At 56.8% G+C, this 26,224-nt stretch carries 29 protein-coding genes and 3 pseudogenes; 12 read left to right on the plus strand and 20 right to left on the minus strand.

Going from position 1 to position 26,224, the window contains the following annotated elements:
- Window positions 1-14 precede the first annotated feature (14 nt).
- The gene (locus tag MAFF_RS19305) at window positions 15-320 is read right to left on the minus strand and encodes an ArsR/SmtB family transcription factor (RefSeq protein ID WP_010912629.1); all 306 of its coding nucleotides are present in this window, start codon (window positions 318-320) and stop codon (window positions 15-17) included.
- Between the two features lie 219 nt (window positions 321-539).
- Here MAFF_RS19305 and MAFF_RS19310 point away from each other — a divergent pair, with 219 nt between their 5' ends.
- Together MAFF_RS19310 and MAFF_RS19315 are read left to right on the plus strand one after the other, a co-directional pair.
- Window positions 540-1,598 (plus strand): hypothetical protein, encoded by a 1,059-nt coding sequence (locus tag MAFF_RS19310; protein WP_044548597.1) that lies wholly within the window; start codon window positions 540-542, stop codon window positions 1,596-1,598.
- Between the two features lie 55 nt (window positions 1,599-1,653).
- Window positions 1,654-2,109: a MucR family transcriptional regulator gene (locus MAFF_RS19315; protein WP_010912631.1), complete on the plus strand. Its 456-nt coding sequence runs from the start codon at window positions 1,654-1,656 to the stop codon at window positions 2,107-2,109.
- A gap of 620 nt (window positions 2,110-2,729) precedes the next feature.
- Here MAFF_RS19315 and MAFF_RS19325 read toward each other — a convergent pair.
- From MAFF_RS19325 to MAFF_RS39160, 8 genes and pseudogenes are all read right to left on the minus strand, one after another.
- The gene (locus tag MAFF_RS19325) at window positions 2,730-2,960 is read right to left on the minus strand and encodes a hypothetical protein (protein ID WP_044548603.1); all 231 of its coding nucleotides are present in this window, start codon (window positions 2,958-2,960) and stop codon (window positions 2,730-2,732) included.
- Between the two features lie 8 nt (window positions 2,961-2,968).
- A complete protein-coding gene (locus MAFF_RS40065) occupies window positions 2,969-3,139 on the minus strand; it encodes a hypothetical protein (protein ID WP_167316196.1) in 171 nt (56 codons plus the stop codon).
- 314 nt (window positions 3,140-3,453) lie between these two features.
- Window positions 3,454-3,630 carry a YegP family protein gene (locus tag MAFF_RS37115; RefSeq protein ID WP_010912633.1) on the minus strand — a complete coding sequence of 59 codons (177 nt, stop codon included), beginning with the start codon at window positions 3,628-3,630 and terminating at the stop codon, window positions 3,454-3,456.
- An 11-nt stretch (window positions 3,631-3,641) separates the two neighbouring features.
- Complete coding sequence (locus MAFF_RS19330) at window positions 3,642-3,926, minus strand: hypothetical protein (protein ID WP_044548604.1); 285 nt, start codon at window positions 3,924-3,926, stop codon at window positions 3,642-3,644.
- A gap of 1,187 nt (window positions 3,927-5,113) precedes the next feature.
- Window positions 5,114-5,803 carry a response regulator gene (locus MAFF_RS19335; protein ID WP_244420580.1) on the minus strand — a complete coding sequence of 230 codons (690 nt, stop codon included), beginning with the start codon at window positions 5,801-5,803 and terminating at the stop codon, window positions 5,114-5,116.
- A 37-nt stretch (window positions 5,804-5,840) separates the two neighbouring features.
- On the minus strand, window positions 5,841-7,448 hold the full coding sequence (locus MAFF_RS19340) for a hybrid sensor histidine kinase/response regulator (RefSeq protein WP_010912635.1): 1,608 nt from the start codon (window positions 7,446-7,448) through the stop codon (window positions 5,841-5,843).
- Window positions 7,449-7,811: 363 nt separating this feature from the next.
- Window positions 7,812-8,231, minus strand: coding sequence for a large conductance mechanosensitive channel protein MscL (mscL, locus tag MAFF_RS19345; RefSeq protein ID WP_044551069.1), 420 nt, complete (start codon window positions 8,229-8,231; stop codon window positions 7,812-7,814).
- A 226-nt stretch (window positions 8,232-8,457) separates the two neighbouring features.
- Window positions 8,458-8,641 (minus strand): annotated as a pseudogene (locus MAFF_RS39160) (IS3 family transposase); the annotation flags it as partial.
- Window positions 8,642-9,030: 389 nt separating this feature from the next.
- On the opposite strand from MAFF_RS39160, the gene MAFF_RS19355 reads away from it, so the two are divergent.
- Window positions 9,031-9,495: a hypothetical protein gene (locus tag MAFF_RS19355; RefSeq protein WP_044548609.1), complete on the plus strand. Its 465-nt coding sequence runs from the start codon at window positions 9,031-9,033 to the stop codon at window positions 9,493-9,495.
- A 318-nt stretch (window positions 9,496-9,813) separates the two neighbouring features.
- Here MAFF_RS19355 and MAFF_RS19360 read toward each other — a convergent pair whose 3' ends face one another.
- From MAFF_RS19360 to MAFF_RS19375, 4 genes and pseudogenes are all read right to left on the minus strand, one after another.
- Complete coding sequence (locus MAFF_RS19360; RefSeq protein WP_044548611.1) at window positions 9,814-10,008, minus strand: DUF768 domain-containing protein; 195 nt, start codon at window positions 10,006-10,008, stop codon at window positions 9,814-9,816.
- A gap of 402 nt (window positions 10,009-10,410) precedes the next feature.
- Window positions 10,411-10,594: pseudogene (locus MAFF_RS40655) on the minus strand (CatB-related O-acetyltransferase); the annotation flags it as partial.
- A 363-nt stretch (window positions 10,595-10,957) separates the two neighbouring features.
- Window positions 10,958-11,188 carry a hypothetical protein gene (locus MAFF_RS19370; protein ID WP_010912639.1) on the minus strand — a complete coding sequence of 77 codons (231 nt, stop codon included), beginning with the start codon at window positions 11,186-11,188 and terminating at the stop codon, window positions 10,958-10,960.
- Window positions 11,175-12,037 (minus strand): annotated as a pseudogene (locus MAFF_RS19375) (ATP-dependent DNA ligase). The gene MAFF_RS19370 and the pseudogene MAFF_RS19375 overlap by 14 nt, the downstream one beginning before the upstream one ends.
- A 216-nt stretch (window positions 12,038-12,253) precedes the next feature.
- Between MAFF_RS19375 and MAFF_RS19380 the strand changes: the two are divergent.
- Both MAFF_RS19380 and MAFF_RS19385 read left to right on the plus strand, forming a co-directional pair.
- Window positions 12,254-12,727 (plus strand): hypothetical protein, encoded by a 474-nt coding sequence (locus tag MAFF_RS19380; RefSeq protein WP_044548613.1) that lies wholly within the window; start codon window positions 12,254-12,256, stop codon window positions 12,725-12,727.
- A gap of 3 nt (window positions 12,728-12,730) precedes the next feature.
- A complete protein-coding gene (locus tag MAFF_RS19385) occupies window positions 12,731-13,639 on the plus strand; it encodes a three-Cys-motif partner protein TcmP (RefSeq protein ID WP_010912641.1) in 909 nt (302 codons plus the stop codon).
- Here the strand turns inward: MAFF_RS19385 and MAFF_RS19390 are convergent.
- The 4 genes from MAFF_RS19390 to MAFF_RS19405 form a co-directional block, all read right to left on the minus strand.
- Window positions 13,593-14,342 carry a DUF5131 family protein gene (locus MAFF_RS19390; protein ID WP_010912642.1) on the minus strand — a complete coding sequence of 250 codons (750 nt, stop codon included), beginning with the start codon at window positions 14,340-14,342 and terminating at the stop codon, window positions 13,593-13,595. The genes MAFF_RS19385 and MAFF_RS19390 overlap by 47 nt on opposite strands.
- A 185-nt stretch (window positions 14,343-14,527) precedes the next feature.
- The gene (locus MAFF_RS19395; RefSeq protein WP_010912643.1) at window positions 14,528-15,175 is read right to left on the minus strand and encodes a recombinase family protein; all 648 of its coding nucleotides are present in this window, start codon (window positions 15,173-15,175) and stop codon (window positions 14,528-14,530) included.
- Window positions 15,176-15,461: 286 nt separating this feature from the next.
- Window positions 15,462-16,298, minus strand: a complete 837-nt coding sequence (locus MAFF_RS19400; RefSeq protein WP_044548615.1) for a hypothetical protein — start codon at window positions 16,296-16,298, stop codon at window positions 15,462-15,464.
- A gap of 234 nt (window positions 16,299-16,532) precedes the next feature.
- A complete protein-coding gene (locus MAFF_RS19405; protein ID WP_010912645.1) occupies window positions 16,533-17,102 on the minus strand; it encodes an NADPH-dependent FMN reductase in 570 nt (189 codons plus the stop codon).
- Between the two features lie 462 nt (window positions 17,103-17,564).
- Between MAFF_RS19405 and MAFF_RS19410 the strand changes: the two genes are divergently transcribed.
- Window positions 17,565-18,062 (plus strand): cupredoxin domain-containing protein, encoded by a 498-nt coding sequence (locus MAFF_RS19410; RefSeq protein ID WP_010912646.1) that lies wholly within the window; start codon window positions 17,565-17,567, stop codon window positions 18,060-18,062.
- A gap of 58 nt (window positions 18,063-18,120) precedes the next feature.
- Here the strand turns inward: MAFF_RS19410 and MAFF_RS19415 are convergent, their stop codons facing one another.
- Complete coding sequence (locus tag MAFF_RS19415) at window positions 18,121-20,085, minus strand: AI-2E family transporter (RefSeq protein WP_157866018.1); 1,965 nt, start codon at window positions 20,083-20,085, stop codon at window positions 18,121-18,123.
- 869 nt (window positions 20,086-20,954) lie between these two features.
- Here MAFF_RS19415 and mscL (MAFF_RS19420) point away from each other — a divergent pair.
- Window positions 20,955-21,377, plus strand: a complete 423-nt coding sequence (mscL, locus tag MAFF_RS19420; protein WP_010912648.1) for a large conductance mechanosensitive channel protein MscL — start codon at window positions 20,955-20,957, stop codon at window positions 21,375-21,377.
- Window positions 21,378-21,510: 133 nt separating this feature from the next.
- Here the strand turns inward: mscL (MAFF_RS19420) and MAFF_RS19425 are convergent, their stop codons facing one another.
- Window positions 21,511-21,768 (minus strand): GlsB/YeaQ/YmgE family stress response membrane protein, encoded by a 258-nt coding sequence (locus MAFF_RS19425; RefSeq protein ID WP_010912649.1) that lies wholly within the window; start codon window positions 21,766-21,768, stop codon window positions 21,511-21,513.
- Window positions 21,769-21,889: 121 nt separating this feature from the next.
- Between MAFF_RS19425 and MAFF_RS19430 the strand changes: the two genes are divergently transcribed.
- Window positions 21,890-22,339: a YidB family protein gene (locus tag MAFF_RS19430; RefSeq protein ID WP_044548617.1), complete on the plus strand. Its 450-nt coding sequence runs from the start codon at window positions 21,890-21,892 to the stop codon at window positions 22,337-22,339.
- Window positions 22,340-22,860: 521 nt separating this feature from the next.
- Window positions 22,861-23,376, plus strand: coding sequence for a lipocalin family protein (locus MAFF_RS19435; protein WP_044551075.1), 516 nt, complete (start codon window positions 22,861-22,863; stop codon window positions 23,374-23,376).
- Between the two features lie 416 nt (window positions 23,377-23,792).
- Here MAFF_RS19435 and MAFF_RS19440 read toward each other — a convergent pair whose 3' ends face one another.
- The gene (locus tag MAFF_RS19440; RefSeq protein ID WP_044548618.1) at window positions 23,793-23,981 is read right to left on the minus strand and encodes a hypothetical protein; all 189 of its coding nucleotides are present in this window, start codon (window positions 23,979-23,981) and stop codon (window positions 23,793-23,795) included.
- A 701-nt stretch (window positions 23,982-24,682) separates the two neighbouring features.
- Here MAFF_RS19440 and MAFF_RS19445 point away from each other — a divergent pair.
- From MAFF_RS19445 to MAFF_RS19455, 3 genes are all read left to right on the plus strand, one after another.
- Window positions 24,683-25,102 carry an Hsp20/alpha crystallin family protein gene (locus tag MAFF_RS19445; RefSeq protein ID WP_244420581.1) on the plus strand — a complete coding sequence of 140 codons (420 nt, stop codon included), beginning with the start codon at window positions 24,683-24,685 and terminating at the stop codon, window positions 25,100-25,102.
- Window positions 25,095-25,553 (plus strand): Hsp20/alpha crystallin family protein, encoded by a 459-nt coding sequence (locus MAFF_RS19450; RefSeq protein WP_157866020.1) that lies wholly within the window; start codon window positions 25,095-25,097, stop codon window positions 25,551-25,553. The genes MAFF_RS19445 and MAFF_RS19450 overlap by 8 nt, the downstream gene beginning before the upstream one ends.
- Before the next feature lie 112 nt (window positions 25,554-25,665).
- Window positions 25,666-26,193: a flavodoxin domain-containing protein gene (locus tag MAFF_RS19455; RefSeq protein ID WP_010912654.1), complete on the plus strand. Its 528-nt coding sequence runs from the start codon at window positions 25,666-25,668 to the stop codon at window positions 26,191-26,193.
- The last annotated feature ends 31 nt before the right edge of the window (window positions 26,194-26,224 follow it).

Genomic DNA, 26,224 nt, shown 5'->3' on the forward strand with positions numbered 1-26,224 from the left:
ACTGCCCTTCTTTGTCAGCCTTGCCTTTGTAGAAGGCCGCACAGGTTGGTGATTGCTTCGTCAATTCCTTGTTCATCTCGCGTATAGAAAACTCGTGTCCCAACCTTCGTTGCAGTCACCAATCTGGCCTCGGTGAGCCAACGCATGTGCAGGCTGACAGACTCTTGCGTGATACCAAGCCGGCTGCAGATCAACTTGTTCGTCAGCCCGGTCTTTCGTGCGTCGGCAACATCGGGAAAATACAGCTCCGGCCAGTTGAGAAAATCCAGGATCTTGAGCCTGCTTTCGCAAGCCAATGCTTTGATGACGCGAGCATCCATAGCCGTTCTCCATCAGGTCGGTTCGACGGATGGCGCTATCCTCAAGCAATCGTCTATCGACAACGGGATATCTGGCGATGGATTTTCGCGGATTTTCGCGGTTTGAATAGCGATTGTTGGCGGTAGATAGCACCGATTACCCGCATTTCACTCGTTCTGCCCCCGAAAACTCGCTGTCCAAATTGCTGTTTTACTGCGTTTTTTTCACAGCAGGTGGGCATGGAAATTCTGCGGTTGTCGATGGCGATTTTAATGAAGAAGGCGGGCTATCAGGAGATAGCCGCCATGTATCACAATCGAAATAGCCCGCAGCTCGACCGTAATGGGTCTGAGAAATCGATTACTACCCTGCTTGCGCGGCAAGACAGCGCACAAGTTCAGTCAATCTGGCAGAATGATCGCATCTGCGAGTACCTACTCGCATCAGATAGCCGTCGGCACGCTTGGCATTCATGGCTAGCTGTCCATGGCACGGTCATCCGCGACGCTGCTGAGACGTACCGGATTTTGACCTTCGCCAAGTCCCGGCAGATTCTCGCGCATGCATTCGGCTCCTGCCCTGCCGGCATGGTCCCGGCACTCAGCAAATTCGGGCCATATGCAAGGTCGAAGCACGTCTATTTTGCGCTCCACCAGATTCTTTCGGCCGGTGGACCGCTGGCAAACCATGTCCATCAGGCGACGGAATTTCGGGACGACGACATTGACTCACTGGCATCGGCCTCGATGACGCCTGTGTCGAACCGAGTTTTCCGCGCACTGCTGAAGTGCAAGATACCCGCCCCGGCGCTGGTTGAACTGCTGTGGGTGATCGCACGGTTGGCACCCATGCTCGATGATCGACACCTGGTTCGAGCCATTGCTCAGGGTCGCCAACCGGCTGCAATTCTGGCAAACCTATTCAGTCTCATGCCGTTCCCCAACCCGCCGTTTGAGCAGGTTGGTGCTCTCGTTCCGATCACCGCAGCAGAGCAGCTTCGAAAAGCGGGGAACGAATTCGACAACTGCCTGAAGGGCGGCGAGGAACTCGCATACGCTATCGCGTCGGTCCTATCGGGTCAGCGTTACTTCTATGCCTGGAATGGCGATCGCCCTGCGCTTCTAACATTCTGTAGATGCGGCCTAGCAGGGTGGATTTTGGCTGAGCGGTCTGGTCCAGCTAATGCCTCCGTTCCGGAAGCTTCGATGGACAAGATCGGCGAGGAGCTGGCCAGCATCCCCAATGTCTTTGTCGGAAAACGAGGCGCAGGCTTGCTGGAGTGGATCTGTGCAAGATGATCTCGAACGCCGGCCCGCCGTTGATTAGCCTGTCGCCAAAAGCTAGGAAGGCTAAATGCCTTTAAGGAGAAAGCCCTTGACCGACGAGAACATAAACCTGATCGAATTAACCGCAGACATCGTTTCAGCCTACGTCAGCAACAATCCTGTGCCGGTTGCGTCACTGCCGGACCTGATCCACAGCGTGAACCTGTCTTTATCGAAGGTCGGACGACCTGCAGAACCCGAAAACCCGGTTCTCACGCCTGCGGTTAACCCGAAGAAGTCGGTGTTCCCCGACTACATCGTCAGCCTGGAGGATGGTCGCAAATTCAAATCGATGAAGCGTCACCTCGGTTTGCTGGGCATGACGCCCGATGAGTACCGCACCAAATGGGACCTGCCGCGTGATTACCCAATGGTGGCGCCAAACTACGCCGCAACTCGGTCGGCGCTGGCTAAGGCTAGCGGTCTTGGCCGCAAGGCTGCTCCAGTCAAAAAGGCGCCTGCTAAGCGGAAGGCCAAAGCGTAGGGTCCGCGATCGCACCATTGGCTGAGCCTCACCACCTCAGTCCGAGTGAATGGAACCAGTGCCCACCGGCGCGAAGAAGCACATCCACTGGTACCTCTGGTAGGCCTTGAACTTCATATGGGGAATGATCGTTCGATAAAACGTCATTAGACGCTCGCAGATGTGGTATCGATCATCGGGCGAAGGCTGGACACGTTCTCTCGGGATAAACCACTCTGCTTCTGTTGACTCATTCAGAAAAGCAGGGTGCAGCCTGACAAAATAGCCTTCTTTAGCCATCCTGACGTTACTGGAATCGATCGGGTGGCAATCTTTGTTTCCACAGCAATCATAGTGAAGAACGGAATCCGTCGTGCCTGTATACCAATCATGGGCGTCTGCATTGCCGGGCAGCACAATAGACGCCGACGCAATTTGTCGTAGCACCTGCCTCATGGCAAATGGGCCCTAATCACCATGCGTCCATAGCATATTAGTGACCACTAATCATAGCAGCACGCCATTGGATTTGGAAATTATGCAGGCGGTGTCAAAACGGTTATCATTCGTTCGACTGCGCGTAACGCTGAGCACCTAGAGATTCCGATCCGAAGCGCTTTGCTCAATTTAGCTGCCACAGCCTACTGCGACCGCTCCACCGCAAATGTCGGTGCATCATCGCCCTCGCCGGCCTGAAGAAACTCAACGAGAACAGCCATCAAGCGCTCGGCGACAACCCTGTTTATGGCCACCTCTATTGTCCCGCGGTCGGTCTCCAGGTCGAGCAGTCCGATTAGCGGTTCCGCCGATAACTGCGTCGTGTCGGCAGCGAGAAGCTTGGTGAAACCGGTTTTCGAGTATCTGTGTTTCATGACGCAATCTACCGCATTTTTACCTTCGGCGTGAGCTCCTCGATCCGCGCCGTAGCTCCGTCCTGGACCATCGCGTGTGCAAGCGCCTCGGCTTCTCCCTTGTCCGATGACAGGATCGTCCGCCAGTGCGGCTTGACGAAGACGCTGACGATGTAGGTCGTTGCTGGCTTGTCGCTCATCTCGTCCCCATGGGCAATTGAAAGCCCGCGCCTCTGGCGGAGAACGCGGGCCGATCAGCGTTACCCGATCTTCAGCAGGCAATGGGGGCACCGCCCGCTGCCAGGCCCAAACTTTCAGATGCGTCTCATGTTCCATCAAGCCATGGCGCGTTAGTACCCGCCGCCCCATTCACGGCAGCGGCGGGCGTCCCATGGGGTGAGAGGGACTTGCAGGGCGGCGGGCGCCGATGATTCCACGCTTAGACGGCTAAGGCGATTTCAATACGGTCTAGTAGATCAATCCTGAAGGCTAGTTATTGTTAAGCAATCGCACTCTAGCTGTTATCCTCAACGGGCGCGTTCGGGCCGTTTTTCTTGATTGAATCGATGGCGTTTTGGGCGCCGGCCTTGGTTGAATAGCCCTCAGTAGAGAACATCACTTCGCTGTTGTATTTGAAGCGAACGCGATATTCGCCGGCCTTGTCCTTGTATATCTCGAACTTGTGAGCCACGTTTTCTCCTCCTACGCGGAACGGTTTTTAATCGCGGCGATGATCGCGGTCAGAATTGCGCCGCCCGCGCCGCCGGCAACAAGTTGGCTTATGATGCCGCCGACGGACAAATTGCCGGCCTGCGCAGCGGCAGAGATCGCCGGTATCAGGAGCGATACTATCTGTCCTAGCACACCGCCGCCCACAGCCCCGGCAATTGTGTTGCCAATCGTACCGATGTCCAAGCTTGGCGAAGCCTTACCCACCGCGTTGCCGCCGACTGCGCCAGCGACCAGATTAATCAGAATTTGTTCCATAAAAGCCCCCTGACATGACTGCGAATCACCGGCAAAAACAAAGCCCCCTCGGGGGGTCACTGCATTCTATACGCTGTTTTTGACGCTGGATAGACAACGGGCAATCGGCGACACGGCCTGCTTCAAAGTTGCAGGGTTGCATTAGTATTGTCCTCGCCAACGCTACTCGCATGCTCAATCGCCGCGTCGCTTGAGACCTTGCGGCATAGAACGAGGTCGGTTTGGGTCCCAACTAGTTTCCTTCGGTCTGGCCCTTAACTAATAGCTAGTAGCTTGTATGAACCGCTATCAAAATCGCGACGACAGTGAGTAACGAGCACCCAGCACAAAGAAAGAAGCCTAGCCCCGCAATTATTTGGAATTCGGCAGGGAACGATCGAAACGATTGCCATGTGAATTTCTTGTCCTCCCATTGTTGAAATCGGCGGACTTCACTCTCGTTTGTGGCCGGTTTCGATCGTTGATCGACCCCTTCTGTCACGCTGGCCTCCTTCTTTAGGCGAATATCAAAATCTCTCTTTAAAATATCAGCAACGGGGATGACGCCGGGTCATGCTATTGAGCATCTTCGGGCTTCGCAATGTCTCTCGCTCGCGCCGCCGTTTCGCCTTTTAGTTCGATGGTCTCTGACGGATCCGGCAGGTACTTCGTGCCAACGACGCGGATATTTCGACGAGTCGGATGCACCGGTTGAGCCGTACCTTGGGTGGGCTCCTGATAATTCGGCAGGCGGCCCCGATCTTCCAATTCATGAGAGCATAGCTCTGAGCATCCCAGCTGCGGTCGGGCCGTGGGCGCCGGTGCCGAAACAGGAAGCAGCAAAAAATTGCCGGATGCCATGCAGACAGAAGCCATCTGGAAAAACGCAACGACCGCAAGAATAGGCTTTGGTGGCAAACCTCGCGCGGGCGGAACCTCACAAGGCAAAATCGGAGGTTGCTCGTTCATCGCAGCACGCGTTAACCTGACTACCGCACGTTCAAACGCTAATGATGGGCGTTATTGAGCGGCGCGGCTATCAGGCAAACACCTGAGTGGGCGCGGGGAAATTCCCTAGATGTTGATCCCGTGCTTTGATGTTCACCATTGTCGTTCGCATCAGAGGATGCGCTACCGGCAGCTTCTGTTGGGACCGCCGCGACGAGAGAGGCGATCCGTCGAGCGGTTCATCCCGGAAATGTTTCGGATCAAGGCAAAGTAAGTTTGTTGCGGATCGCATAGCGTACGAGATCAACCGCATTGCGAAGACCGAGTTTACGCATCGCGGTGGTCCGATGAGAATCCACTGTCTTAACACTGACTCCTAGTCGGGCTGCGATGCGCTTATTGGACTCGCCTTCCGAGACAAAGCGCACAACCTCCCGCTCTCGGTTGGTCAGATTGCGGGAGGTGACGTCGCTTTGGCCATCCAAGAAATCTTGAAGCACGCATTCGCTGACCCGCGGTGAAAAATATGTTTGGCCCCGAATGAGCGCGGCGACAGCGGCAACAAGTTCGCTGTCGTCTTCAATCTTCAGCAGATAACCACGGGCGCCCGCCCTGAGCGTTTCGCGAATGAGGCTCTCGTCCTCGTGCATTGTGTAGATCAGAACCTCGGTTTCCGGCATTGTCCGCCGGATAATTCGGGTTGCTTCCAGTCCGTTGAGAACTGGCAAGCTATAGTCCAGGATTACGATTTTTGCGGCATGCTCCCGCGCTAGTCTCACCGCTGTCTCGCCATTGTCAGCTTCGCCGCAAACCCACCACTCCGCCCGCTGCTCCAACACCGCCCTTATTCCGCTGCGGACAATTGGATGGTCGTCAGCAATCACTATCTTGATCCTCGGGTCGACCATGACGCGCTCTTCTTGATCGGTTTGGGTTGCGTTGCGTTCCATTCTTGCTGGGCCGGCACATCTTGCCTTAACAATTCTGTCAAGCGGTCGCCTTCGGATGGACCGCTCCGTCAAGCCGTGGAAAATAGAGTTTAACGATTGTTCCTGTGCCTTCCTCGCTGGAAATATTGATACTTCCTCCACTTTGTTTCATAAAGACATACACCTGATTTAAACCAAGCCCATTTCTGCGCCCCAATTCTTTCGTCGTGAAAAACGGGTCCATCGCGTGACGAATTACTGCCGGCGACATTCCGAGACCCTCGTCGCGAACCGAGATTTCAACCCATCCTTCTCTTCCTTTCCCCGGGAGCGCATCGGCCACGCGCATACGAATGGTGACAACCCCACCAGACGGCATCGCATCGCGAGAATTCAAAACGAGGTTCAGGACAGCAGCCTTGAACCGAGGAGCATCGACAAGAGAGGTGAGTTCTGTTTGCGCAGCCCGAAAATCGATCTCGATTCTAGGCCCGGCGGCCTGTTTGAGGATTGGCAACAATGTCAGAATTAAACCATTCAATTCGCACGGAGCGGGCATCAGATTTCGGTTGCGCGAGATCGAAAGCAATTGTTCTATCAGCTCACGTGCGTCGCCAACTGATCGGTCGGCATTGACCAAAAGCGCGGTGGCATCTGGGTTTTTTGCCACCAACGGCCGCAGAAGTGAAAAAGCTGACCGGATGATTCGTAGAGAGTTTCCGAAATCGTGAGCAACGCCACCGGCGAAGCGTCCGATCGATTCCAGCCGCTCCGCTTGCGCCAGAGCCTCTTGGGTCAGTGCTTCGCGGCGTCGGTACCAACGGGCCAGTACCTCCAGAAATGTCAGCATTGCCAGGACGATCGCGCCGCCGATAACAAGTACCGTCACGTGGGCCCGCCATGGCTGCATGACGTCATCTTCGTTCAGCGTGACAATCATGACCACGGGTGTTCCAGCAACCGCTTGAAAGCCAGCGAGCCGGCGCACTGTATCGATTGGGCTCGTCGACCAGAACGTGCCTTCTCGGAATTTTGCAAGCAGGCTACGAAAAGGCTCCGATGAAGCAAAGGACTTGCCGATCGCTTCATCCTGCTGCGGAGAGCGCGCGAGCAGAGTACCATCTTGAAGAAGTAATGCGATGGTGCCGCCGCCAACCCAAAGCTGGCGATAAAATGCCTCGAAGTAAAGGGGCTCGACAGCTGCAACGACGATGCCGCCGAACCCTCCCCCAGCAGCTTTGACGCTTCGGCTGAGACTGATGAACCAGACGCCCACGGATCGGCTCCTCAGGGGCCGACCGAAGTACAAACCTATGGTGGCATCATTTTTTTGTGCGAGGAAATAGGGACGGTCAGCGAGACTGACGCGAGGCGTAGCGGGATAGTCGGTGTCATGAGAGATGAACCCGTCCGCTCCGATCACAAAGAGCGCTCGTACATAAGGCAGCGAATGAAGGCGGTTCCTCAACCTAGAGCGAAAACCGGCATCATTGTCAGCCATTTCGGGATGCTCGGCGAGGTCGTTCGAGATGCTCAAGAGGCTCAGGTCAACCGATTGAAAGGTCCTCGCGGTCTGCTCCGACAGAACACGAACCAGGTTCTGTATTGTGCGTTCGGCATTGTCTCGGGCGTCCCGGTAGCTCCGCCATGCTTCGAGCGCCACCATAGTACAAACCACCGCTGCAAAAATCACAGCCGGGATTGACAGTCCGATACGCCGGCGGCTTGTCGCTCGCGTGGGCATTCTATCCTGACCCGTCTGGGCTTCGATGTGTGGCCGTACTTATGGTGCGCCCCGATCGCCGTGCGAACACTTTTCAGTCGTCCCTCAGTTCCTTCTTCACGAAGTCGGAAATCCTACAGTACGTTTACCTCTACCACGGTTCGGAACCAGGAACTAGTTTGGCTGGGCGGCGGGGCGCGGCTACAATTCGTCGGGTTTCATTGGCCATTGTTCAATTCGCAGGACGCCTGCATTGCAATTTCACGTCATTAGCGGCTCACTAAGCGGCCAAGAACCTATCAGCAGCTATTTTCTGGCGAGGAGATCGCGAATCTGAGTGAGCAAAGCAATATCAGCAGGGGGCGGAGCAGCAGCCGCCGGCTTCTCGCGCTCAAGCCGCTTGCGCAGATTGTTCACCGCTTTGACCATCAGAAAGATGATGAAAGCGAGGATAACGAAGTTGAGCGCCACGGTAATGAAGCTGCCATAGGCTAGGACGGCACCTTGCTTCCTGGCGTCGGCCAGCGAGGTCGCGTTAACAGCTGATGAGAGCCCGACGAAATAGTTGTTGAAGTCCAGCCCGCCGAAAATCGCGCCGATGATCGGCATGATGATGTCATTGACCAGGGAATCGACGATCTTGCCGAAGGCAGCGCCGATGATGACGCCGACGGCCAGGTCCATCACATTGCCCTTGGAAATGAATTCCTGGAATTCTTTCAGCATTCTGGTCTCCTCCATGTTGGCGGGCCTGATCAAGGCAGATCACTGCTCGCTTTAGGAGATTGAACTGAGATTACTCCCACGTCCACGGGATTCGCGACGTCGAAGCCTATGTGATTGGGCCAGCCGAACAGGGTTCGTACTTCGTGGTCGCATCAAGCATTCTGGGGACTACCTGGAAGAGCTGAACCGCCCCGGTTTGATCGGAGGGCGTTTGGTTTGAGTCACGCGCCATGGCTGGGTCTTCGAGCATGGCGTAGTAGCGTTCCTCGGCTTCGGTCGGCGGCATCTTGCCGAGTCATTGTTGAACCAGTCGATCCATTCCAGCGTCTCGAACCGACGGCCTCGAACGAGCGCCATGGTCCGCGTCGATGGATCACTTCGGAGTCGCTGACGCTACCAACCGAGGGCTCGGGGCGCCCTCTACTCGGTATTAGGATGAACGATCCTATCAGCCCAAACTGCCGGAACTGACTTGCGATTGAGGCCGCTCTAAGCGTCGCCCTCAATCTTCCCTGGGACAAAACGCGGATCGGCGTGCCATGTTGCATTCGTATTCCCTCAGATGGCGCACAGTGTGAAATCTGAGAGACCACTTGGTTGTTATATACCGGGCTAACCAGAGTGAGTGTTTGGGCATACAGACGATCGAAAGGATATACTACAACAAAGACCCAACCAGTTTGCGCTCCACTAGATCGTCGACATTCTCCTAAATTCTTTATGATCCTATTTACGATCGAAACATCAGAAAGCGCTAACATATCGCCGCGAGTGCATGACCGGTAGCTGAGTCACGCAAATGCAGAACAATATATCGCAAATTTCCCAGGAAATCGCGAGGAGCACGTCATTCGACGCCTATTCATTTTGGCGAATTCAGAGAGACATCGACGACCAGGTTTTTGCCCTCGCGAGGAACAGAACCCCAATACCGATTGAACTGGCAAGGCTGAAAGACGTCGTCGCTAAGGCGCGCGTTTTGCGGCGAACCAACCTTCGTTCGCGCGACACCGATGCGAGCAGCCTTCTACCGGAAATCACGGTCCAGACGTTCCAAGGCTTCGACCCGTTCGACTTTGTAGCCCGTTACCGAGCGTTGGGGGGCCTGCGGCTAGCTGTTGACGTCGGCTTTGCAATTGAAGTCAGACAATGGGACAAGGACACTCCCGAAGCCGATAGTTTCTGGATACGTGGTTGGACGGCTCTTGATCAAAAACGGCAATCTGCTGTTGCCCGTGCCTTGCTTGTCCGGGGGCGCTTTTGATCTCGACTGGCTCTAGGGTGGCAGCGCGCTTGATGTCTCCGATGTTCTGGTCGCCCCAACGATGCCCAAGTGGCCTGCAAATCGGCGGGTCAATTGCTGCTGCAACGATTTGTGAATAAGCCCCGAAATCGGCCCCCCCACGAAAATGCATCCTGACGTTCCGCATTCATTGGGCGGATTCGGAACATTGCCGGGGTTCCAATCGGCGCTGACCGGGACCCCGGCAATACAGCCAATTCCAATGACAAATCAGCATTTTGCACCAAAATCGAAGCGGTTCCGCGCTCCCTCTTGCCACTACGGGAAGAACCAGTGAACCTATCTACGTGGGACGAACCAGACTCGGCCCTGGCTGCCAAAGCCACTGAAAACCTTAGAGATAATGCCGAGCGCCTTGGCGTCGGCGATCAGCTTGTACGTCAACTCGTCAATGGAGATAACATCCGCCTTCGTCGTCTCGGGGACGTTGTCGGCGATCCATCGGTCGAGGAAATTAATTCCGCGTGTGCTCATCTGGCGACAAGCTCGATAGGGGGTTAGGTTCCGGATAGCGCGGTTCGACACCAGCACACTTCGCCTCCCCTTCCACAGGCCGTCGCTAATTTAGCTGTCTCTTTACGACCAATCCACCCGCTTTAAACAGCGGCGATGATTCCAGACCGAATGAAGACAGCGATCATGTCATGATCATAGCCATCGCCGCCTGTTTCGGAATCTTGGTCTTTATCATCGCCAGGAATGCCGGCACTCCGACCTATGCGATCTAGAAAAGCGCAGCCATAAGGCTCAGTCGTCAGCTGAAGCGGCGAACGAATTCCTCCGCGGGCAACTCGAAGGCTGACTTCTCCTGTTTGATGCGTTCGATGGGCCAGTCCCACCAGCGGATCTCCCGCAGGGCCGCGATAGTGTCGGCGGGAAAGCGGTATCTAATTAGCTTTGCCGGGTTGCCGGCCACTATCGCATAGGGCGGTACGTCCTTGGTAACCACACTGCATGCCGCAACCACGGCGCCATCACCAATAGTGACTCCCGATAGGATGGTCGCCCTTGCTCCCACCCAGACATCGTTTCCCAAGACAATCGGCCCTTTGGTCCGCAGGTATTCAATCGTCTTTTTGGTTTTCAGGATCTGGTCCTGCAATCCAAAGTTCGACGCTGTCTCCGTCGGATGGTCGGCGTGACAAATGAACAGAACTTCCGCCGCGATGGCGCAGAAAGCGCCAATCTTCACAGGGGCTTCCTCAGAGAGGAACAGGAAAGACCCTTTATGAACGCCGTGCGAGTACCGACCCAACGTAACAAATGGAGGCAGCGGGTTTTTCGGCGGGAGGAGCCTGCTAGCCCGCAGCCACAGCGATAATCTTGACATGTGAACGTCCTTAAAGCGCGACCCTTCTGAAACGGGTCAATGCATAGAGCAACTCGAAACCGATCGCCGGGGCGCGGTCCCGTCGACGCTAGGCTACCTCTCCTCCCTGATCACCGCCTCTTCATCGACTTCCGCTTCCATAGTATCGCTGACCGGCTTGTTCTTGCCGCCGGCAAGCAGCTCGCCATCGAAGCCCTTCAGCCACGCTTCTGCGAATTCGTCCCAGACCTGCGGCACAACGCGCTCCTTGCCGTCCTTGCGGGCCTGTGCGCCATACATCCACGCATAGGTGATGCGCTCCTGGTCCTTCTTAGCCACGGACATCGTCTAACTCCCAGAAATCCTGCAGCGAAGCGTGCCGCAAATCTTCCTCGCCCCGCAAGTGTTTCACGCGGCCGATGAGACCCGGCTTGACCCACCGCGTCGCCGGCCGTTTCATCCCCTTCGGCGCCGGCCCCGCAGCTCTTGCACACGCGCCCAGAGGCGCTCACGGATTGCACGCCTGGAATTGATAAAGGCCGAGCCGACATACTTGCCGGTCGCCCGAATCGGCCATGAGAGCGAAGGCCGGCTTGCCTGCCTCGCGCTCGACGCCGAGCAGCTCGTATTCGTCGATCGCATAACATTTGGTCTTCAGCCAGTTCGTCGAGGGGCCGCTGCGGTATTTGCTGTCGCGGCGCTTCGACACCATGCCCTCGAGTCCGGCCTGGTCGAACAGATGGTAAATCGCATTGGCTTCGCCCGGCAGCGGCTCGCTGAACTGGATGCGCCCGCCCGGCTCGATCATGCTGGACAGGATCTCACGCCGCTCTTCAAGTGTCATGTCGCGCAGATCATGGCCATTGAGATGCAGGAGATCAAAAGCGACGAAATAGAGATCATGCTGCCGGCGCGTGATGGCCTGGCGCAGCTCGCCAAAATCCGACAGGCCGGCTTCGTCGAGCACGATGATCTCGCCGTCGACAATGGCGCTTTCCGCGCCGAGGCTGGCGGCTTCCTTTACCAGGTCGCGATACTTCGCCGTCCAGTCGTGGCCATTGCGCGTGTAGATCCTGGTGCCGTCTTCGTCGATGATCAGCTGCGAGCGAACTTGACCTCGTGAATCCAGTCGTCGCCTTCTGGGGGCTGTTCGACGAGCGTAGGCATCAACGGCGGGATGAATTTCAGACGCATGGACTGACTCGCAAAACCGCTATTCAATTAGCATGCACTCAATTAGTTCCGAAAAATGAAAGCGCCCGCTTCAATGGCAGGGGAAGCGGTACGCGCCCAACACCCGAGCGCTGTTTGTTCGCTGGGAGCCTCGCGCAGTTAGAACGACTGTCCCAATAAACAAACCTCTGGACACCTGTGTCGAAATTGCCCCATTATTTGCGTGGGGGAAATCAAATGAAGAAACTGCAAGTTCTCGCGAGCGCGACGCTATGTTTGGCTGGCTGCTCAACGAGTCCTGTCGTATCCGACAGTGATCTCACGGCAATGAACACCGTGGCATTGTGCCATGCTTTGGCCTCCAGCATTGACGAGCAATATCGAAGCAGAGTAGCAGCCCTGCTAGTTCGTCGCGGCGCGACGGCAGACAAGTGCATGCGACTTGTACAAGCCGACAACGCTGTAGCGACAGGAATAGCGGCGGCTGCTGTAGGTGGTGCGGCGGTCGCAGTAGCTGCCAACAATGGCTACGGCGGTGGATATTACCGCCCGCCGCCTACGGTGTACGGCGTGGCCTGGGATCAATTCTACGGACAGAACTACGCCCTGATCTGGCGGTGCCGGGACAAGGCCACCGGGCGTTTCGTCGATGACTTCTACTGCAACGGTGAGCCTATGCTCGACAGCACATGGCCCGGCTGGTCAGCCTAACGAATGTCAACGGATCACGAATTTGGCAGTCTCTCCACCGATCTCAAACTCTCGGTTGTCGAGGAGTACTTGAGAGCTTTCACACTGGCTCTCCATTCAAAATTTCCTGAGCTTTGGTATATCGACGCATTTGCCGGCACCGGAGAACGGACAGTTAGAGTTGCGGGAGCCATCGCTACTGACTTACTGCCGGCACTTGAGAAGCGCATAGAGCGTAGAAGGGGCTCCGCCCGCATCGCATTGGATATCACCCCTCATTTTAGCCGCTATATTTTCATGGACAAAATGAGGCGCCATTGTGCGGCGCTGCGATGCTTGGCCAATGAGTACCCAGATCGTTCTATTGACATCGTGCGGGGTGATGCCAACGAGGCGATCAAGGCCGAACTCGCTTCTCAGCGGTGGGTCGGAAAAAGGGCCGTGATGTTTTTAGATCCTTACGGAATGGATGTCGCTTGGTCGACCCTCGAGGCAATACGAAAAACCGAAGCAATTGACGTCTGGTATCTCGTCTCACTCGCCGGAATGTTTAGGCAGGCTACGCACGATCCGAAAAAGCTGACTGCGGACAAACGAGCCGCGCTTACGCGCATGCTGGGAACCGACGGGTGGGAAGACGCTTGGTATCGGAGGGAGCAAAGCACCGATCTGCTTGGCCAAGTCGACGAAACTCATCAACGAGTCGCTGATGTCGCCGCGATGGAGCAGTTTGTCGGCAAACGACTTGCAAGTCTCTTTCCGAAGGTCTTGCCCCCAAGGCGCCTTCGCAACGACAGGGGCGCGCCAATGTTCTCGCTTTTTCTGGCCATTTCAAACCCGGAACCGAAAGCTATCGGGCTGGCCACAAGAATAGGGAATCACATTCTCAAGGCATCGATGGAGCCGGCATCTCGTCATAAAGGCGGCCATTGAGGGTCCGGCCGGCGGCCTTTTTGTTTTTGCCGCCCCACTGCTTGAAAAAGAACGCTGCCCCCTGGTCCCGACACATACTTTCGATCTCGTCGACCCAGGCCGGATCCATCGAGCGCGCCTTTGGGCCACTCTCGCCGCCCACTATCGCCCAGTGAATGTTTCGCAGTCCGGCACCAGAGACGCTCCCAATCAGCGGCTCGAAAGAAACGAACCGCACTGCGGCCGGAACTTGGCGCAATTTATCGATTCTATAAATTACACGCGCATCCTCAACGCTTGTGCCTAGCCAAACGTTACGTAGCTTCGCTAAGCCAGGAACGATTTCGACCATTCGATCGGGCCGCTTCGTCAGGATTTGGTATGTGTGCCGGGGCGTCTGAGCCATCACTTTCCAGACATCCGAGATGAAGTCGGTTGGCACGTCGGAATGGAAGAGATCAGACATCGAGTTGACAAAGACTCGGCGTGGCTTCGACCACGAGGCAGGGATCGAGAGAGCCTTTCGATCGAGGAAGATCCTCCCGGTCCATTTTGCTCGTCCGCCGGACTTGCGCGTCAAGCCGGCGTACTTCTCGACACCCATTGCCTCAAGTCTGGCGGCCATCCTCATCGCGTAGCAATTCGTGCAGCCAGCGGTCAGCACCGTGCACCCTGCAACGGGGTTCCAGGTCACATCAGTCCATTCGATTGACGTCTCGGCCATGTCTAGGTTCTCCAGCCGGAGAATGGTTAATCAATGGCGATTGACATTCCCTTTATGCCCCTGTGCGGGATTTTAGGGACGAGCGGCAGCACCATCCAATTTCACATCTAACTTGTTGTTTTTGGCGGGTGAACCCGACAGGATTGGAGACCGTGGCGTTGCCGTTGAGGGGCGTTTCCACACGTTCAGCCCGCATTGACACGACCATGAGAGAGCACCGCGACCAAGTTTTTGGCCGTTTGAGGGTAGAAGCGGTTGCCATTGACCGTCACGAGACCCGCCTCATTTAGGTAGCGCGCCAGTTTCGAGTAAGACATCGATTGCCAACACTCGGGCAGGATGTCTCGAATTTGGCTGGCGAACTCAGCGGCCATCGCCCTGTTTGTCTTAGCTAACACGTGCCCGTTCTTTCCAAGGGCGATGCCTCTATGCTTTGCCTGCGCCAATGCAGCCTTGGTGCGCTCGGAAATCAGTCGTCGCTCCTCCTGGGCTAAGGCAGCAAAAATATGAAGCTGGAAGTCGGTCGCATGAGGCATTTCTGCGACGACAAGCTGAACACCTCTCTCCATCATCGTCGCAATGAAGCTGACACGTCGAGAAAACCGGTCCAGGCGGGCGATCAATATCGATGCTCCCGCCTTTTTCGACGCAATCATCGCTTTTGCCAGTTCAGATCTTTGATCGTTCCTGCCCGATTCCACCTCAACAAACTCAGCGACCAGCACCCCATGTGTCGCGGCAAACTGCCGGACCATCTGCTGCTGAGCCTCTAAACCGAGACCAGATCTAGCCTGTTTTTTGGTCGAAACACGGTAATAGCCGACGTAATTCATGGAGCTCCGTCAAACATAAACGCTGGTTTATGTTTGAAGGGCATCCGAAATCCGGCCGCCAAGGACAACGGAAGCTCAACAAATTTGAAACTCGACTCTCAGAATACGGGTCACGGTGCCGCGCAGGTCCTTCAGAGAAATCATCGGTCAGGGAGCGAGGCTCGTCGTCTGAGTTGACGCGCAAACTTCCCCGTAACAGTACTTTCTGCCTGATCATTCGCCTGTTTTCGTGGGGGTCGAGATTTCCTATGATCGCTATGATTTCGGAAATAGAACGCGGGCAGATTCATTGCGAGCCGGAGAACCCGCACTGCTTCTGTTCCATCTCGATCTGCTTGGTGATGCGGATGGCGTTCTGTGCGTAGGCCTCCGTCACGGTACCGCTGTTCACGGTCTTGTCCTTCAGCGGACTGACGGCTGCGCAGAGGTGGAAGACATGCTCTGTCCCGGACTTGGCGGCGCCGTTTTCCGGCGCGATCCAATAGACGATATCCTGGCCATTGGGGTGTGCCGAGTCCTTCGTCGCAGCAGCCACCGTGGTGGAGTCGGTGGCGATCGCCTGCGCCTGGGCGGCGACCTCGGGCGAACAGGCTGTGGTCGGCTGCCCCGACTTGATCTGCGAAGCGCACGCGTTCATGTCCTGCGTGTACTGCTCCACCGACGGGGGTTGGTAGCTGACCCCGATCAGCGTCGCCAGCACGGCGAGCACCGCGCCGACGCCGCCGGCAATTTTCTTGCTCTTCGGGTCCATGTTCTTGTCGTTGAGGATCAGCAGAACCAGCGGCAAGAAGGCAATAAGCGTGATGATCGCGCCGAGCTGGTTCTGGACGAAGAACCTGAATGGCTCGGATTCGCGAGCCGGGTCCTGCCTGTTGGCCGCCTTCCAAAGCAGGCTGCCGGCGATGGCAAAAATCGCGATCCCGATCAGAATGCCGATCAGAAGCGGCAGGTTGCCCTGGTCGAATTTGTGCCGGTAGAGTAGAACAATGCCGGCGATCTCGCCGCCAATGGCAACAACCCACGACAGCACTGCGAAAAGGCGAAGGCGCGTGGCACCGGACTTCTGGCCCTGCGATGCTTGCCAGTCCTTGGTAACGTCTACGGTCGGCTTATTGTCAGTCATGACCAGATCCCCCGGTGTCGACACTTTTGCAGGGCGGCGTCATATCGAAAGGCGCCCGGCGCAGCGAACGTCGCCTGCCTCAGCGCTAAGCGCCACGGCAGACCGTATCCTCATCCTTATTGCGCATGAGTGAGTGCGTCCATACCCAGTGGGCAGAGGCCGATGGCTTGGTTATTCGAAATGACTTACTTCAGGCGAGTGACCTGGCCGCGATTAAGCTACTTCGTGGCGGCATCAGGAATTTTGGTGCACGACCTGAAGGACCGTATCATCCATGTAATTTCGCAAAAACTGCTCGGTGGATTCCACAGTTACTTCGCCCCTATCCGTGATTAGGCCGGGCGTAAATTGAATGTAAGCTTCCGGAGCATTCATCTGCGGCGAGTTGCAGAAGCTGAGCACGCTGCGCAGGCTCTGCTGGGCTACGGCGGTCCCGATGGTTCCAGGGGATGTCCCTATGACGGCCGACGGTTTGCGAGCAAAAGAATTTTTGCCGTAGGGGCGGCTTGCCCAGTCAATTGCGTTCTTCAACCCTCCTGGAATCGAGCGATTGTACTCTGGCGTAACGAATAGAACGGCCTCGACTGACGCGATGGCATCCTTGAAGGCACGTGCGACCGGCGGAAAGTCAACGTCGTAATCATAGCTATAGAGCGGCAAATCCTTGAAGGAAATCTCCGACATTTCAAGCTCTGGAGGTGCCAGTTGCACCAGTGCTTTTGCGAGCTTGCGGTTGATTGAATCTTTCGCGAGGCTGCCGATCAGATAGCCGACTTTGTTCGGGCCATAGGAATACTCCCACATTGCCGCCGACGCCCAAGGGTAGTATCTGCTTATCGAAGGCCGGGCGCCAGCCTCTTTCGGCAAGTCTTGGGCCGGTCGGTATCAGCTGATCAGCACAAACTCTCAGCAGCTGAGCACGCGCCCCCTGGCCAGAACCGAGTCAGCGTCAATATCAAGTGGCGGCGTGCGCGTGCTCTCAAAATATCGGGACCTACGAAATCCTGACAAAGTAGAAACCGTGCAGGAGGGCGGCTGACCTGCCGATGACACTATTCGCTGCTTCGGGGTGTGAGGGACGGTCATATGCCTGCCTCGCCCTTTTTTGCAGTTCGTTGCCGGGCGACGCTAATTTCAGTCTTGCGTCAACAGAGACGGTAGTTGGGCCGGTCAGTTTGATTTGGCGCAAGGACTAGGGGTGACTCCGCAAGCAGGATGCGCCTTGGATGTATAGCGCTTGTGCTGCCGTCCTGAAGGAGCACCGTCATGAAAACCGTATCGATGAGTGCAGCGATCGGGCTTGCTGTCGCAATGCTCATGGCCGGAAGTGCCGGCGTCGTCCAGGCTGCTTCACTTGTCGAAGTTTCGCTGTGGGACAAGGGGGCAAGTACGGAGATGCCTATGGGGCTCGCCTACGCGACGCCAGGGATCGATCTCTCCAAGGTCACCATGGGTATCAAGGCTTCTCCCGGAGCGGTGAAGGCCGGGGAGGTCACATTCAACGTGAAGAATGACTCCAAGGACACTGTTCACGAAATGATCGTGATGTACCTTGCCGATCCCAGCAAGCCGCTTCCTTACGTCGAGGCCGAGAATCGGGTCGACGAAGACAAGGCTGGCGACAAGGGCGAAGTTTCGGAGCTCGATCCTGGAAAATCCGGCACATTGACCGTCGAGCTGCAGGCCGGAAAATACCTGCTTATCTGCAACGTGCCAGGTCATTATGGAGCCGGCATGTGGGTCGAATTTACGGTTGATCCATAGGACACGGCTCATAGTCCGCCGTTTCAAGCTTTGTGCCTGAGCCGCGCGATGAATCGAATTAGCTGGGAATGGCAATCAAGATTTTCTGACGGTCAGACGGCCGGCGGCGCAGGCGACGCTTGGTGGCGAGCTTGAGCACCACCGGCGGGTCGTTGGACAGCGCGCCAAGCGCCGCGTCGGCCATGCCATTGGCGACGAAATCGGCATTGAGGTTGCCGGCCAGTTTGGCGGCAGCCTCCTTGTCGTCGTTGCCGGTTTCCGACCAGAACACGATGCCGACCCTGAGCGCCGGCCGGGCGCGCTTCAGCCGGCGCACCAGAAAGCGGGCGTGATTGACCGAGTCGCGGTTGAGGAAGCCGACCACGACGGTATCGACGGCACCCAGTTCGAGGCCGCGAATGCTCGCCAGCTCCATGTCGGTAAAGCTCGCCTTTGCGGCTGTCGCCCCTTGCACTTCGAGCACTTGCGCCAGCATGGCGGCGGCAGCATCGTCGAGTTCGCCGCGGCCGCCGGCACACAGCACCGACATGCCGGTGCCGTCAGGCAGTTCGGTGTCGTCCTCGCTTTCTTCCGCCGCCTCTTTTGCCACGTCCGCCTTGGCGCCATCGGCCGGATCGTCGTCCTCGTCGGCCTCATTCTGTGCACTGTCGTCGAGGTTGGCCACCAGCGTCAGCGCACTGGCCGCCACCTGTCGCCTTTGCTGGTCGTCCATGACGCCGCGCACGCGATCCTGCTCGCCGAGCAGCAAAGCGGGAATGGCGACCTTGTCGTAGAACTCGACCAGATATTTTTCCTCCAGCATTTCCTCGGCATGGTCAGTGGCTTCGTCGGGATCGCCGGCCAACAGTCGCTGGTAGAGCCGGGCATGCGGTTCGAGCACCGGCTCGTTGCCGAACAACACGTCGAGGAATTCGAACTGCGGCACGTGGCGGCCGAGCACGACGAGACAGACGGTGAGCGGCGTAGACAGGACCAGGCCGAGCGGTCCCCACAGCCATGTCCAGAAGATCGCCGCGACAATGATGGCGAGCGGAGACAGGCCGGTGCGCGAGCCGTAGAGCCAGGGCTCGACGACATTGCCGGTGACCAGTTCCATCACCACGAATAAGCCGGCAGTCCACAGCACCAGCGACCAGCCGGGCGCCACGGCCAGCGCCAAGAACAGCGGCAGCAGCGCGCCGATCACCGGGCCGATATAAGGAACGAAGCGCAGCGCCAGCGCCAGCATTCCCCATAGCAGCGCATTGGGTATGCCGAGGATCCAGAGCCCGATGGCAATCGGGATGGCGTAGACCGTGTTCACCACCAATTGCATAAGTAGATACTGACCGACCCGTTTGCCGGCATCCTGCAGCGCCTGGGTGGTGCGGTGGAGATCGCCGTAGCCTACGAGACGAATGAAACGATCGCGGAGCTCCTCCCGTTCCAGCAGCATAAAGATGACGACGATGATGATCAGTCCTGCAGAGGCCAGCGGGCTGATCAGGGTACCGACCAAACTCTGCAGGACTTCAAGCGGCCGTTCGCGGGCGACGACCTCAACGGGCACAGGCTCGCGCTGCGGTTTGTCGGCGGCAGGCGCCGGCGGCTCCTGCTGGTCGATCTCCTGGCCGACACGCTCAATAACCCGGCTCAGCCTGGCAACGATCCCGCCCTCGCCTCCGGTTTTCTTGAGCGAATGGATCTTGGTCAAGATGTTGGTCTGATAGCCCGGGATATTCTGCGCCAGTACGCTGACCTGTGTCGCGACAATGAAGGAGAACAGTCCGAGCGCCGCAAAGGCGCCAAACACGCTGCCGATGACGGCGATGATGCGAGGAATGCCCACTCGCCTTAGCGTCGAGACAAGGGGGGCAAGCGCGAAGGTCAACAGCAACGCAATGGCGATCGGCAGGAAAACCTCTCGCCCGAAATAAAGCGCTACCACCGCCGTAACGATCGTGCCGACCGTGGGCAGTGCAGTGCGCGGGTGGACGTTAGCAGCCGAAAGTATACCCGCCAGGCCAGCACCCGTTGGTTTCATGCCATTTCGTTGACTGTTTGCCACTCAATGTCCCCCTAGCGGTAGTATCGACGCGAAGCCGATCGTGCCAAAGCCATCGACGTCGCCAGGCTGCTTGCGGTGTCGTTCTCGGGCGGCTTCCCCTGTGGCGTGCGGGTCGGCATGCTCCCCCCCGCCACATCGTTTGCGTTCCGCCAAGCGAATAATTAGCACATCCCTTTGGGGTGAATGGGGGTGTCGCGATAGCCTTCGCCAGCACGGATGTTAATGATGGCCGCACTTGACCAGCACGTAATAGCCGGGTGGACCGGATTGAGAACTCAGCGGTGAGAACCAGAAATCTGTCACGTGAGCAGGAAACCGGCCAAAAGAAGCGTCAATACCAGAGAGGCTGGCACCGCAAGAAGCCACCGTGCCTCCAAAACGCTGTTGTGCCGCTCATCCATCGCTTTTGGTCCCTTTGAATGCAATCGCCATAAGGCACGGACAACAGACGCAGCAACTACGCCGCCGCTGGTGTTCACAAAGCTAAGTCCGACCCCGTCGACATCTCTTTGGCTTTGTAAGTGTTGAACAAATTGGCGTTGCAAGTGTTGACCAAACGGGTGCACGTCGAATTAGTTCCGCCGCAAGACTTCGGTCCTAAGGGCGAGGGACCTAAGTCTGATCGGCCTGCGGGCAATTGGCGAAGCGTGGGCGGCGAGGCGCTAACCCGCGCTTGCGCGAATCTGTCTCCATATGTGTCACACATAAAGTTTTCGAATGATCGAGGTCATGAATGTCTTGGGCTGCCGTCCAGTCACATAGGCTCCGACGTCGCGAAACCCGTAGACGTTGGGGCAATCTCAGTTCAATCTCTCGAACAGGCAGTTAACCCGGAGGATACGAGAATGCTCAAGGAGTTTCAGGAATTCATTTCCAAGGGCAATGTGATGGACTTGGCTGTAGGCGTCATCATCGGCGCAGCTTTCGGTAAGATCGTTGATTCACTGGTCAACGACATCATCATGCCGGTCATAGGTGCAATTTTCGGCGGACTGGATTTCAATAATTATTTCGTCGGGCTTTCTTCAGCGGTCAATGCCACTTCGCTGGCCGACGCCAAAAAGCAAGGCGCCGTCTTTGCCTACGGCAGCTTCATTACCGTGGCGTTGAATTTTGTCATTCTCGCCTTCATCATCTTCCTTATGGTCAAGGCTGTGAACAATCTGCGTAGAAGGCTCGAGCGTGAAAAGCCGGCAACACCAGCGGCTCCACCGCCCGCCGACGTCGCGCTACTCACCGAAATTCGCGACCTCCTCGCAAGGAGATAGCCAAAAGCTGTCGAGGACTCAGGTTATTCGCAGCCGCACAGTTGGAAAGGGATGGCAGCCGCCAACGCCGGTTAGGCGTCGACCGAAGGTATTGCCCGGAAAAACGACATCTCTCTGCCTGATGGATTCTGATCTAGGGTGCTCGGTTGCCAGTGATCTGGTGATAGGCCCAAAGCACAATAACCGCTCCGATTACCGCAACCACCAAGCTGTAGATGTTGAGGCCGGTAACGCCCGAAGCGCCAAACGCGCTGAAAATGAGGCCGCCAACAATGGCGCCGACGATACCGAGCGCGATATCCAGTAGAATACCTTGACCGGTCTTGTTGACTATCTTGCTGCCCAGGAAGCCAGCGATAACCCCAAGGATGATCCAACTGATGATTGACATTCTTCCAGCCTCCGCAGGCTCATCATTTTCATAGGATCGTCAAAAAGCACAAGCAGCTTGAAACCCCGCCGGGATGCGCCATGTTGAAAAGGGGCGGGCTTGGTTAAATGGAGGATTTGATATGGGACTTTTTGACAACGCCGTTCCCGGCGGAAACATCACCAAACCACTGATGGTCGCGCTCGGTGCGCTTTTGGTCGGGAAAATGCTGACCGGCCGAAACGCCGGCCAGCAGGATCAACAGCAAAGTCCCGCTCCGTCCGGTACGACCCATGCCGATGGAGGATTGTTGGGAGGACTCGGAGGCCTTCTCGACAGGCTGAAAGATGCCGGCCATGGCAGTGTTGCCGATTCATGGGTCGGAACCGGGCAGAACCAGCCGATCAACGCCAATGATCTTGGCAGCGCCATAGGCCCCCAAGTTATTCGCGAGATCGCACAAAGAACAGGGATGGACGAGCAGGAGTTGCTCAAGCAGCTGTCCGCCGCCTTGCCCGGCATCGTCGACAAGCTGACGCCTAACGGACAGCTACCGCAGCCACACCAGGTCGAGTCGGCCTTCAACAGCTGATTGAATGTAGCCAAGCTATAATCTTGTGATTGGTTGACGCCGGACGGATTCGGACCAAGCTACGATCAACCGGTTAGGCGGTTCTAACTTCTGTCTTCTGTCCAAACTTGCCCCGTTTGCTTTTAGCTAGCGGGGTTTTTTGTGAAAATTGCATTCACTCGGCTAGTTATCGATTGCCATGGCAATGCAGCGGGTCTCGGCCGCTGTTAACTTCGGTCGGACTCCGATGCCGCCGCCGCTCTCCTCGATAAAGACGGCACCAAGTTGTCAAGGGCAGCCCGTTGTGCCTCGATCGTCGCATCGTCCGGTTTGTCGATCTTGCGCAAAGTCGTGGATCACGGCTCTGCCTTTGGTTTATGCCACAGGGGTTGTCCAAGCCAAAATGCTCTGACGGCAGGGGGACCGGTCGGACGACTTAGGGATCTGGCGACTGAACGAAGAAAGGAGATTGACATCGCAAGATTTGGCCTCTGGGAACCCTAGGCGTGTTCGGGGGTTGGATCGATCGCAAGGAGAACTTCATGACAGACACAGCGGCCGTCACGGCCATTACCTCACTCAACCTCAGCCGATATCTAGGTAAATGGTATGAACTGTGCCGGCTCCCGATTAAATACGAAGACGAAACGGCGACGGACATCACGGCGAACTATTCACTGAACGACAGTGTCACGGTTCGCGTCGACAACCGTTGTTTTGACAAGCACGGCAAACCATTTCGGGCAATCGGCGAGGCCACTCCGGTCGACGACGCCCGGTCCAGGTTGAAAGTAACCTTCTTGCCGAAATACATTCGCTGGATACCGTTCACCAGCGGTGACTACTGGGTCCTGAAGCTCGATCCCGAATACAAGGTGTCTCTCGTTGGTTCGCCCGACAGGCAATATCTCTGGCTCCTCGCACGCAGCCCAGACCTGGCGCAGGATACCCGCGAACGATATCTTGCCGAAGCGAAGCGCCAGGGATTCGATCTCACGAACCTGATCGTCCCTCGCCATACTGGCCGCGAAGTCAGCAATGATATGCTGGCGGGCTAATTCCGGAGATTGTCGTCGCCGGAAAGTTCCGCACATTGGTGTTGCAGCGCTCGCCGACCGGTTGGGCGAGGAACATAGCTGTATGCATTTGGATCTGATCAAGGTGCTATTATGCCGGACATGCGTCACGCCGAACTGGCGGCACCATAGGCCCCGGCGCCAGGGTGAATGCGCCGAGGCCATTGTGGCATGTACGAAGTACCTAGCATGTCCGCTTATTATCATCGGCTAATTTGATCAACAAACTATGAAGGACCAACTCCAATAATCGGCACGAACGTAAATCGTCAGCGTGTTCCAACAGCCGGGTTGGCGAACAGTCCTGAAAATCAGGACAAGCATAGGAAGCGGATAAAAGAGATCGGCAACAAAGATGAGGGTCGAGGAGATCGGCCTAAGCCGGAAGCGTTGAGATTTTAGCTGCCCCCTGCTTTGCTGAATACAACTGTGCCGTCCTCCTTGCGAACTTCCACCGCCACGATACCGTCAACCTCCCTGCGAGCGGGAAAAGTCGCGAGGGCATGATCCCGCGCGGCTTTCTCGGCATCGAAGGGCACCATTTCAACTATGCCCTGTTTGCCGTACCAAATCACCATGTAGGCCAACGCTGCGACCCTCGCTTTGTCATGGAGAGCGATTATGACCCTTACGCGCCCGTAGCGCTACAAATTCGCATTGATATTCGCCCGCTTGGCTCCGAGCTGCGGACTTTTTTGTTTGCGCTAAGAACTTCGCTCGCGAAGGCATGTTGAGCCTGCGGAAGCTGGTCCTTGAAGCCCTCCGGCTGCTGTCGCGCCCGCGCCACAAGAGCTGACTTCGGTGAGGTAGGAAAGCGTTTCCCCTTAACCGCGTTACACGACGCTGTACGGCCCGAAAACCTAAATCGACATGATCCGGATCGGCAATGGTTTGTACAGAGGCGGCGAGTTACCGGGCGTCAATCAGCCTTTGAACCAAAGCTGGATCAGGGCGGAACCATCCAATCAGCTGCTGGAATTGATTCAGGTCAAGGCGACAAAGTGCTACCGGAGCATTCTGTAATCGTCATGCGGACGCAACTTGGCCATACACATGGAGAACCGTTCAAGCGAATGGGAATCCAGGCAGGTAAACCAGATTGCCAGTGAAACATGATGGACGAACCTGCGGCACCACCTGGGCGACTCTGGGGTTGAGAGCTGGAAGGTGGGAGCCGCGGGTTCGGCACTTCGCTCATGGCACACCGCCGATGGGCGATGAAGAGCGGCGATGGCCCTGCTCCAGGAAATCTGAGGGCGTTGCGGGGCGGCTTTCCGAGGATGAGACAATGATTGCACGGATGCTATTCGGAGCAGATCCTTACCGAAACATGCGCCGCCTCCAAGACGAAGTGAGCCGCCTGGAATTCCCGGCGGTGAATGCCTTCGTAAACCAGGACGGCGTCATCATCACCGCCGAACTGCCTGGGGTAAGATCAGAAGACTTGGACATCTTGATTCACCGAGATTCCGTTACTCTCAGCGGAGAGCGGCAAGCCGAAGCTGAGGATGCCCGGCGGGGATACCACCGGCGCGAGCGTCGTCAAGGCCGGTTTGTGCGGACTGTGTCATTGCCGTTTTTGGTCGACCCGAACAATGTTGGGGCGAATCTCATCAATGGCCTACTGACCCTAGGTCTTCCTCGGGCCGAAGAGGACAAGCCAAAGCGCATTCACGTGAATGCGAGCAAGGAGGCGCGTCATGGCTAAGAGAGAGGCCTTGAGAGCGGGAAGCAAGGCGAGCAGGCAGGCCACGCCGAATAGCCAACCGGAATTGGAGGGCAAGCTGTTCGCGGAGCAGGACGCGGGCGAGCGCACCCATGAGAAATTAGTCTTCGTGCCACGAGTTGACATCTACGAAACTGAAACGGGCCTTGTCGTCGTTGCGGATCTGCCCGGCGTTGGCCCCGAGGGTTTGGAGGTCACGTTGGAGAAGCGGGTGCTGTCGATCTATGGCCGCGTCAAAGAGGATACGCCAGAGGGCTACAGCCAGGCCTATCGCGAGTATGAGGTCGGCGATTTCGAGCGGCAGTTCACTCTCTCCGGGGATTTCGAGATCAATGGAATTGAGGCGAACATTAAGGACGGTGTGCTTCACCTCGCCATCCCGAGAGCTCCGGAGGCAGCGGCAAAGCGGATCGAGGTTAGATCGGTTTCCTGACGGTTGAATTGCGCAGACGCTGCGCTCGCCAGCGGTTAGCAAAGCCTATTCCCTGGCTCGCGCCGGATCCTCTCGGTAAACGACACGTTGGCGCTGTTGTCGGAGGAATATCGTGAACATCCTGATTGTCTATGGAACGACCGAAGGCCAGACGGGGAAAATTGCTGCACGGACGGCAACTCATTTACGCGAGCGCGGGCACCAAGTCGAGTTGCGTGACAGCGCAGCGCTCGCGTCCGATTTGAAGCTCGGACACTTCGACGCGTTCGTCATCGCCGCGTCGGTCCACCAGGAGCACCACCAGGAAACCGTCACGAACTTCGTATTTGCGCATCACGAAGCCCTGAGCACCAAGCCTTCGGCCCTCATATCCGTCAGTTTGTCGGCGGCGCTGGGAGACCAAAAGAAGGATGCTCAAAAATACGTGGATCGCTTCGTCTCCGTGACAGATTGGCAACCATCCATGACCCTCCTTCTTGGGGGTGCTTTGCGGTTCAACAAGTACGATTACTTTCAGGAGCAGTTCGTCAAATTCGTCGTCATGAAAAGCGGCGATCCGAGCCCCGAGCGCGATCACGAATTCACTGACTGGAACGCACTCGCTAACTTCGCTGATCGATTTCTTGAGACGGCCGGCTAGGTGATCAGCCCACGATGTGATGGAAATTCTC

The sequence above is a fragment of the Mesorhizobium japonicum MAFF 303099 genome (assembly GCF_000009625.1).
GTDB classification, from domain to species: domain Bacteria; phylum Pseudomonadota; class Alphaproteobacteria; order Rhizobiales; family Rhizobiaceae; genus Mesorhizobium; species Mesorhizobium japonicum.

Bases quoted from the DNA above. Each gene is read 5' to 3' on its own strand.
- MAFF_RS19335 (WP_244420580.1), bottom strand. From the start codon at position 5,803: ATGGAACGCAACGCAACCCAAACCGATCAAGAAGAGCGCGTCATGGTC.
- MAFF_RS19315 (WP_010912631.1), top strand. From the start codon at position 1,654: ATGCCTTTAAGGAGAAAGCCCTTGACCGACGAGAACATAAACCTGATC.
- MAFF_RS19430 (WP_044548617.1), top strand. From the start codon at position 21,890: ATGGGACTTTTTGACAACGCCGTTCCCGGCGGAAACATCACCAAACCA.
- MAFF_RS19395 (WP_010912643.1), bottom strand. From the start codon at position 15,175: ATGAATTACGTCGGCTATTACCGTGTTTCGACCAAAAAACAGGCTAGA.
- mscL (WP_044551069.1), bottom strand. From the start codon at position 8,231: ATGCTGAAAGAATTCCAGGAATTCATTTCCAAGGGCAATGTGATGGAC.
- MAFF_RS19390 (WP_010912642.1), bottom strand. From the start codon at position 14,342: ATGGCCGAGACGTCAATCGAATGGACTGATGTGACCTGGAACCCCGTT.
- MAFF_RS19325 (WP_044548603.1), bottom strand. From the start codon at position 2,960: ATGAAACACAGATACTCGAAAACCGGTTTCACCAAGCTTCTCGCTGCC.
- MAFF_RS19355 (WP_044548609.1), top strand. From the start codon at position 9,031: ATGCAGAACAATATATCGCAAATTTCCCAGGAAATCGCGAGGAGCACG.
- MAFF_RS19400 (WP_044548615.1), bottom strand. From the start codon at position 16,298: ATGACTGACAATAAGCCGACCGTAGACGTTACCAAGGACTGGCAAGCA.
- MAFF_RS40065 (WP_167316196.1), bottom strand. From the start codon at position 3,139: ATGAGCGACAAGCCAGCAACGACCTACATCGTCAGCGTCTTCGTCAAG.
- MAFF_RS19425 (WP_010912649.1), bottom strand. From the start codon at position 21,768: ATGTCAATCATCAGTTGGATCATCCTTGGGGTTATCGCTGGCTTCCTG.
- MAFF_RS19305 (WP_010912629.1), bottom strand. From the start codon at position 320: ATGGATGCTCGCGTCATCAAAGCATTGGCTTGCGAAAGCAGGCTCAAG.
- MAFF_RS19405 (WP_010912645.1), bottom strand. From the start codon at position 17,102: ATGTGGGAGTATTCCTATGGCCCGAACAAAGTCGGCTATCTGATCGGC.
- MAFF_RS19380 (WP_044548613.1), top strand. From the start codon at position 12,254: ATGAAGAAACTGCAAGTTCTCGCGAGCGCGACGCTATGTTTGGCTGGC.
- MAFF_RS19360 (WP_044548611.1), bottom strand. From the start codon at position 10,008: ATGAGCACACGCGGAATTAATTTCCTCGACCGATGGATCGCCGACAAC.
- MAFF_RS19410 (WP_010912646.1), top strand. From the start codon at position 17,565: ATGAAAACCGTATCGATGAGTGCAGCGATCGGGCTTGCTGTCGCAATG.
- MAFF_RS19340 (WP_010912635.1), bottom strand. From the start codon at position 7,448: ATGGTGGCGCTCGAAGCATGGCGGAGCTACCGGGACGCCCGAGACAAT.
- MAFF_RS19450 (WP_157866020.1), top strand. From the start codon at position 25,095: ATGGCTAAGAGAGAGGCCTTGAGAGCGGGAAGCAAGGCGAGCAGGCAG.
- mscL (WP_010912648.1), top strand. From the start codon at position 20,955: ATGCTCAAGGAGTTTCAGGAATTCATTTCCAAGGGCAATGTGATGGAC.
- MAFF_RS19385 (WP_010912641.1), top strand. From the start codon at position 12,731: ATGTCAACGGATCACGAATTTGGCAGTCTCTCCACCGATCTCAAACTC.
- MAFF_RS19370 (WP_010912639.1), bottom strand. From the start codon at position 11,188: ATGTCCGTGGCTAAGAAGGACCAGGAGCGCATCACCTATGCGTGGATG.
- MAFF_RS19310 (WP_044548597.1), top strand. From the start codon at position 540: ATGGAAATTCTGCGGTTGTCGATGGCGATTTTAATGAAGAAGGCGGGC.
- MAFF_RS19445 (WP_244420581.1), top strand. From the start codon at position 24,683: ATGATTGCACGGATGCTATTCGGAGCAGATCCTTACCGAAACATGCGC.
- MAFF_RS19330 (WP_044548604.1), bottom strand. From the start codon at position 3,926: ATGGAACAAATTCTGATTAATCTGGTCGCTGGCGCAGTCGGCGGCAAC.
- MAFF_RS19435 (WP_044551075.1), top strand. From the start codon at position 22,861: ATGACAGACACAGCGGCCGTCACGGCCATTACCTCACTCAACCTCAGC.
- MAFF_RS19415 (WP_157866018.1), bottom strand. From the start codon at position 20,085: ATGAAACCAACGGGTGCTGGCCTGGCGGGTATACTTTCGGCTGCTAAC.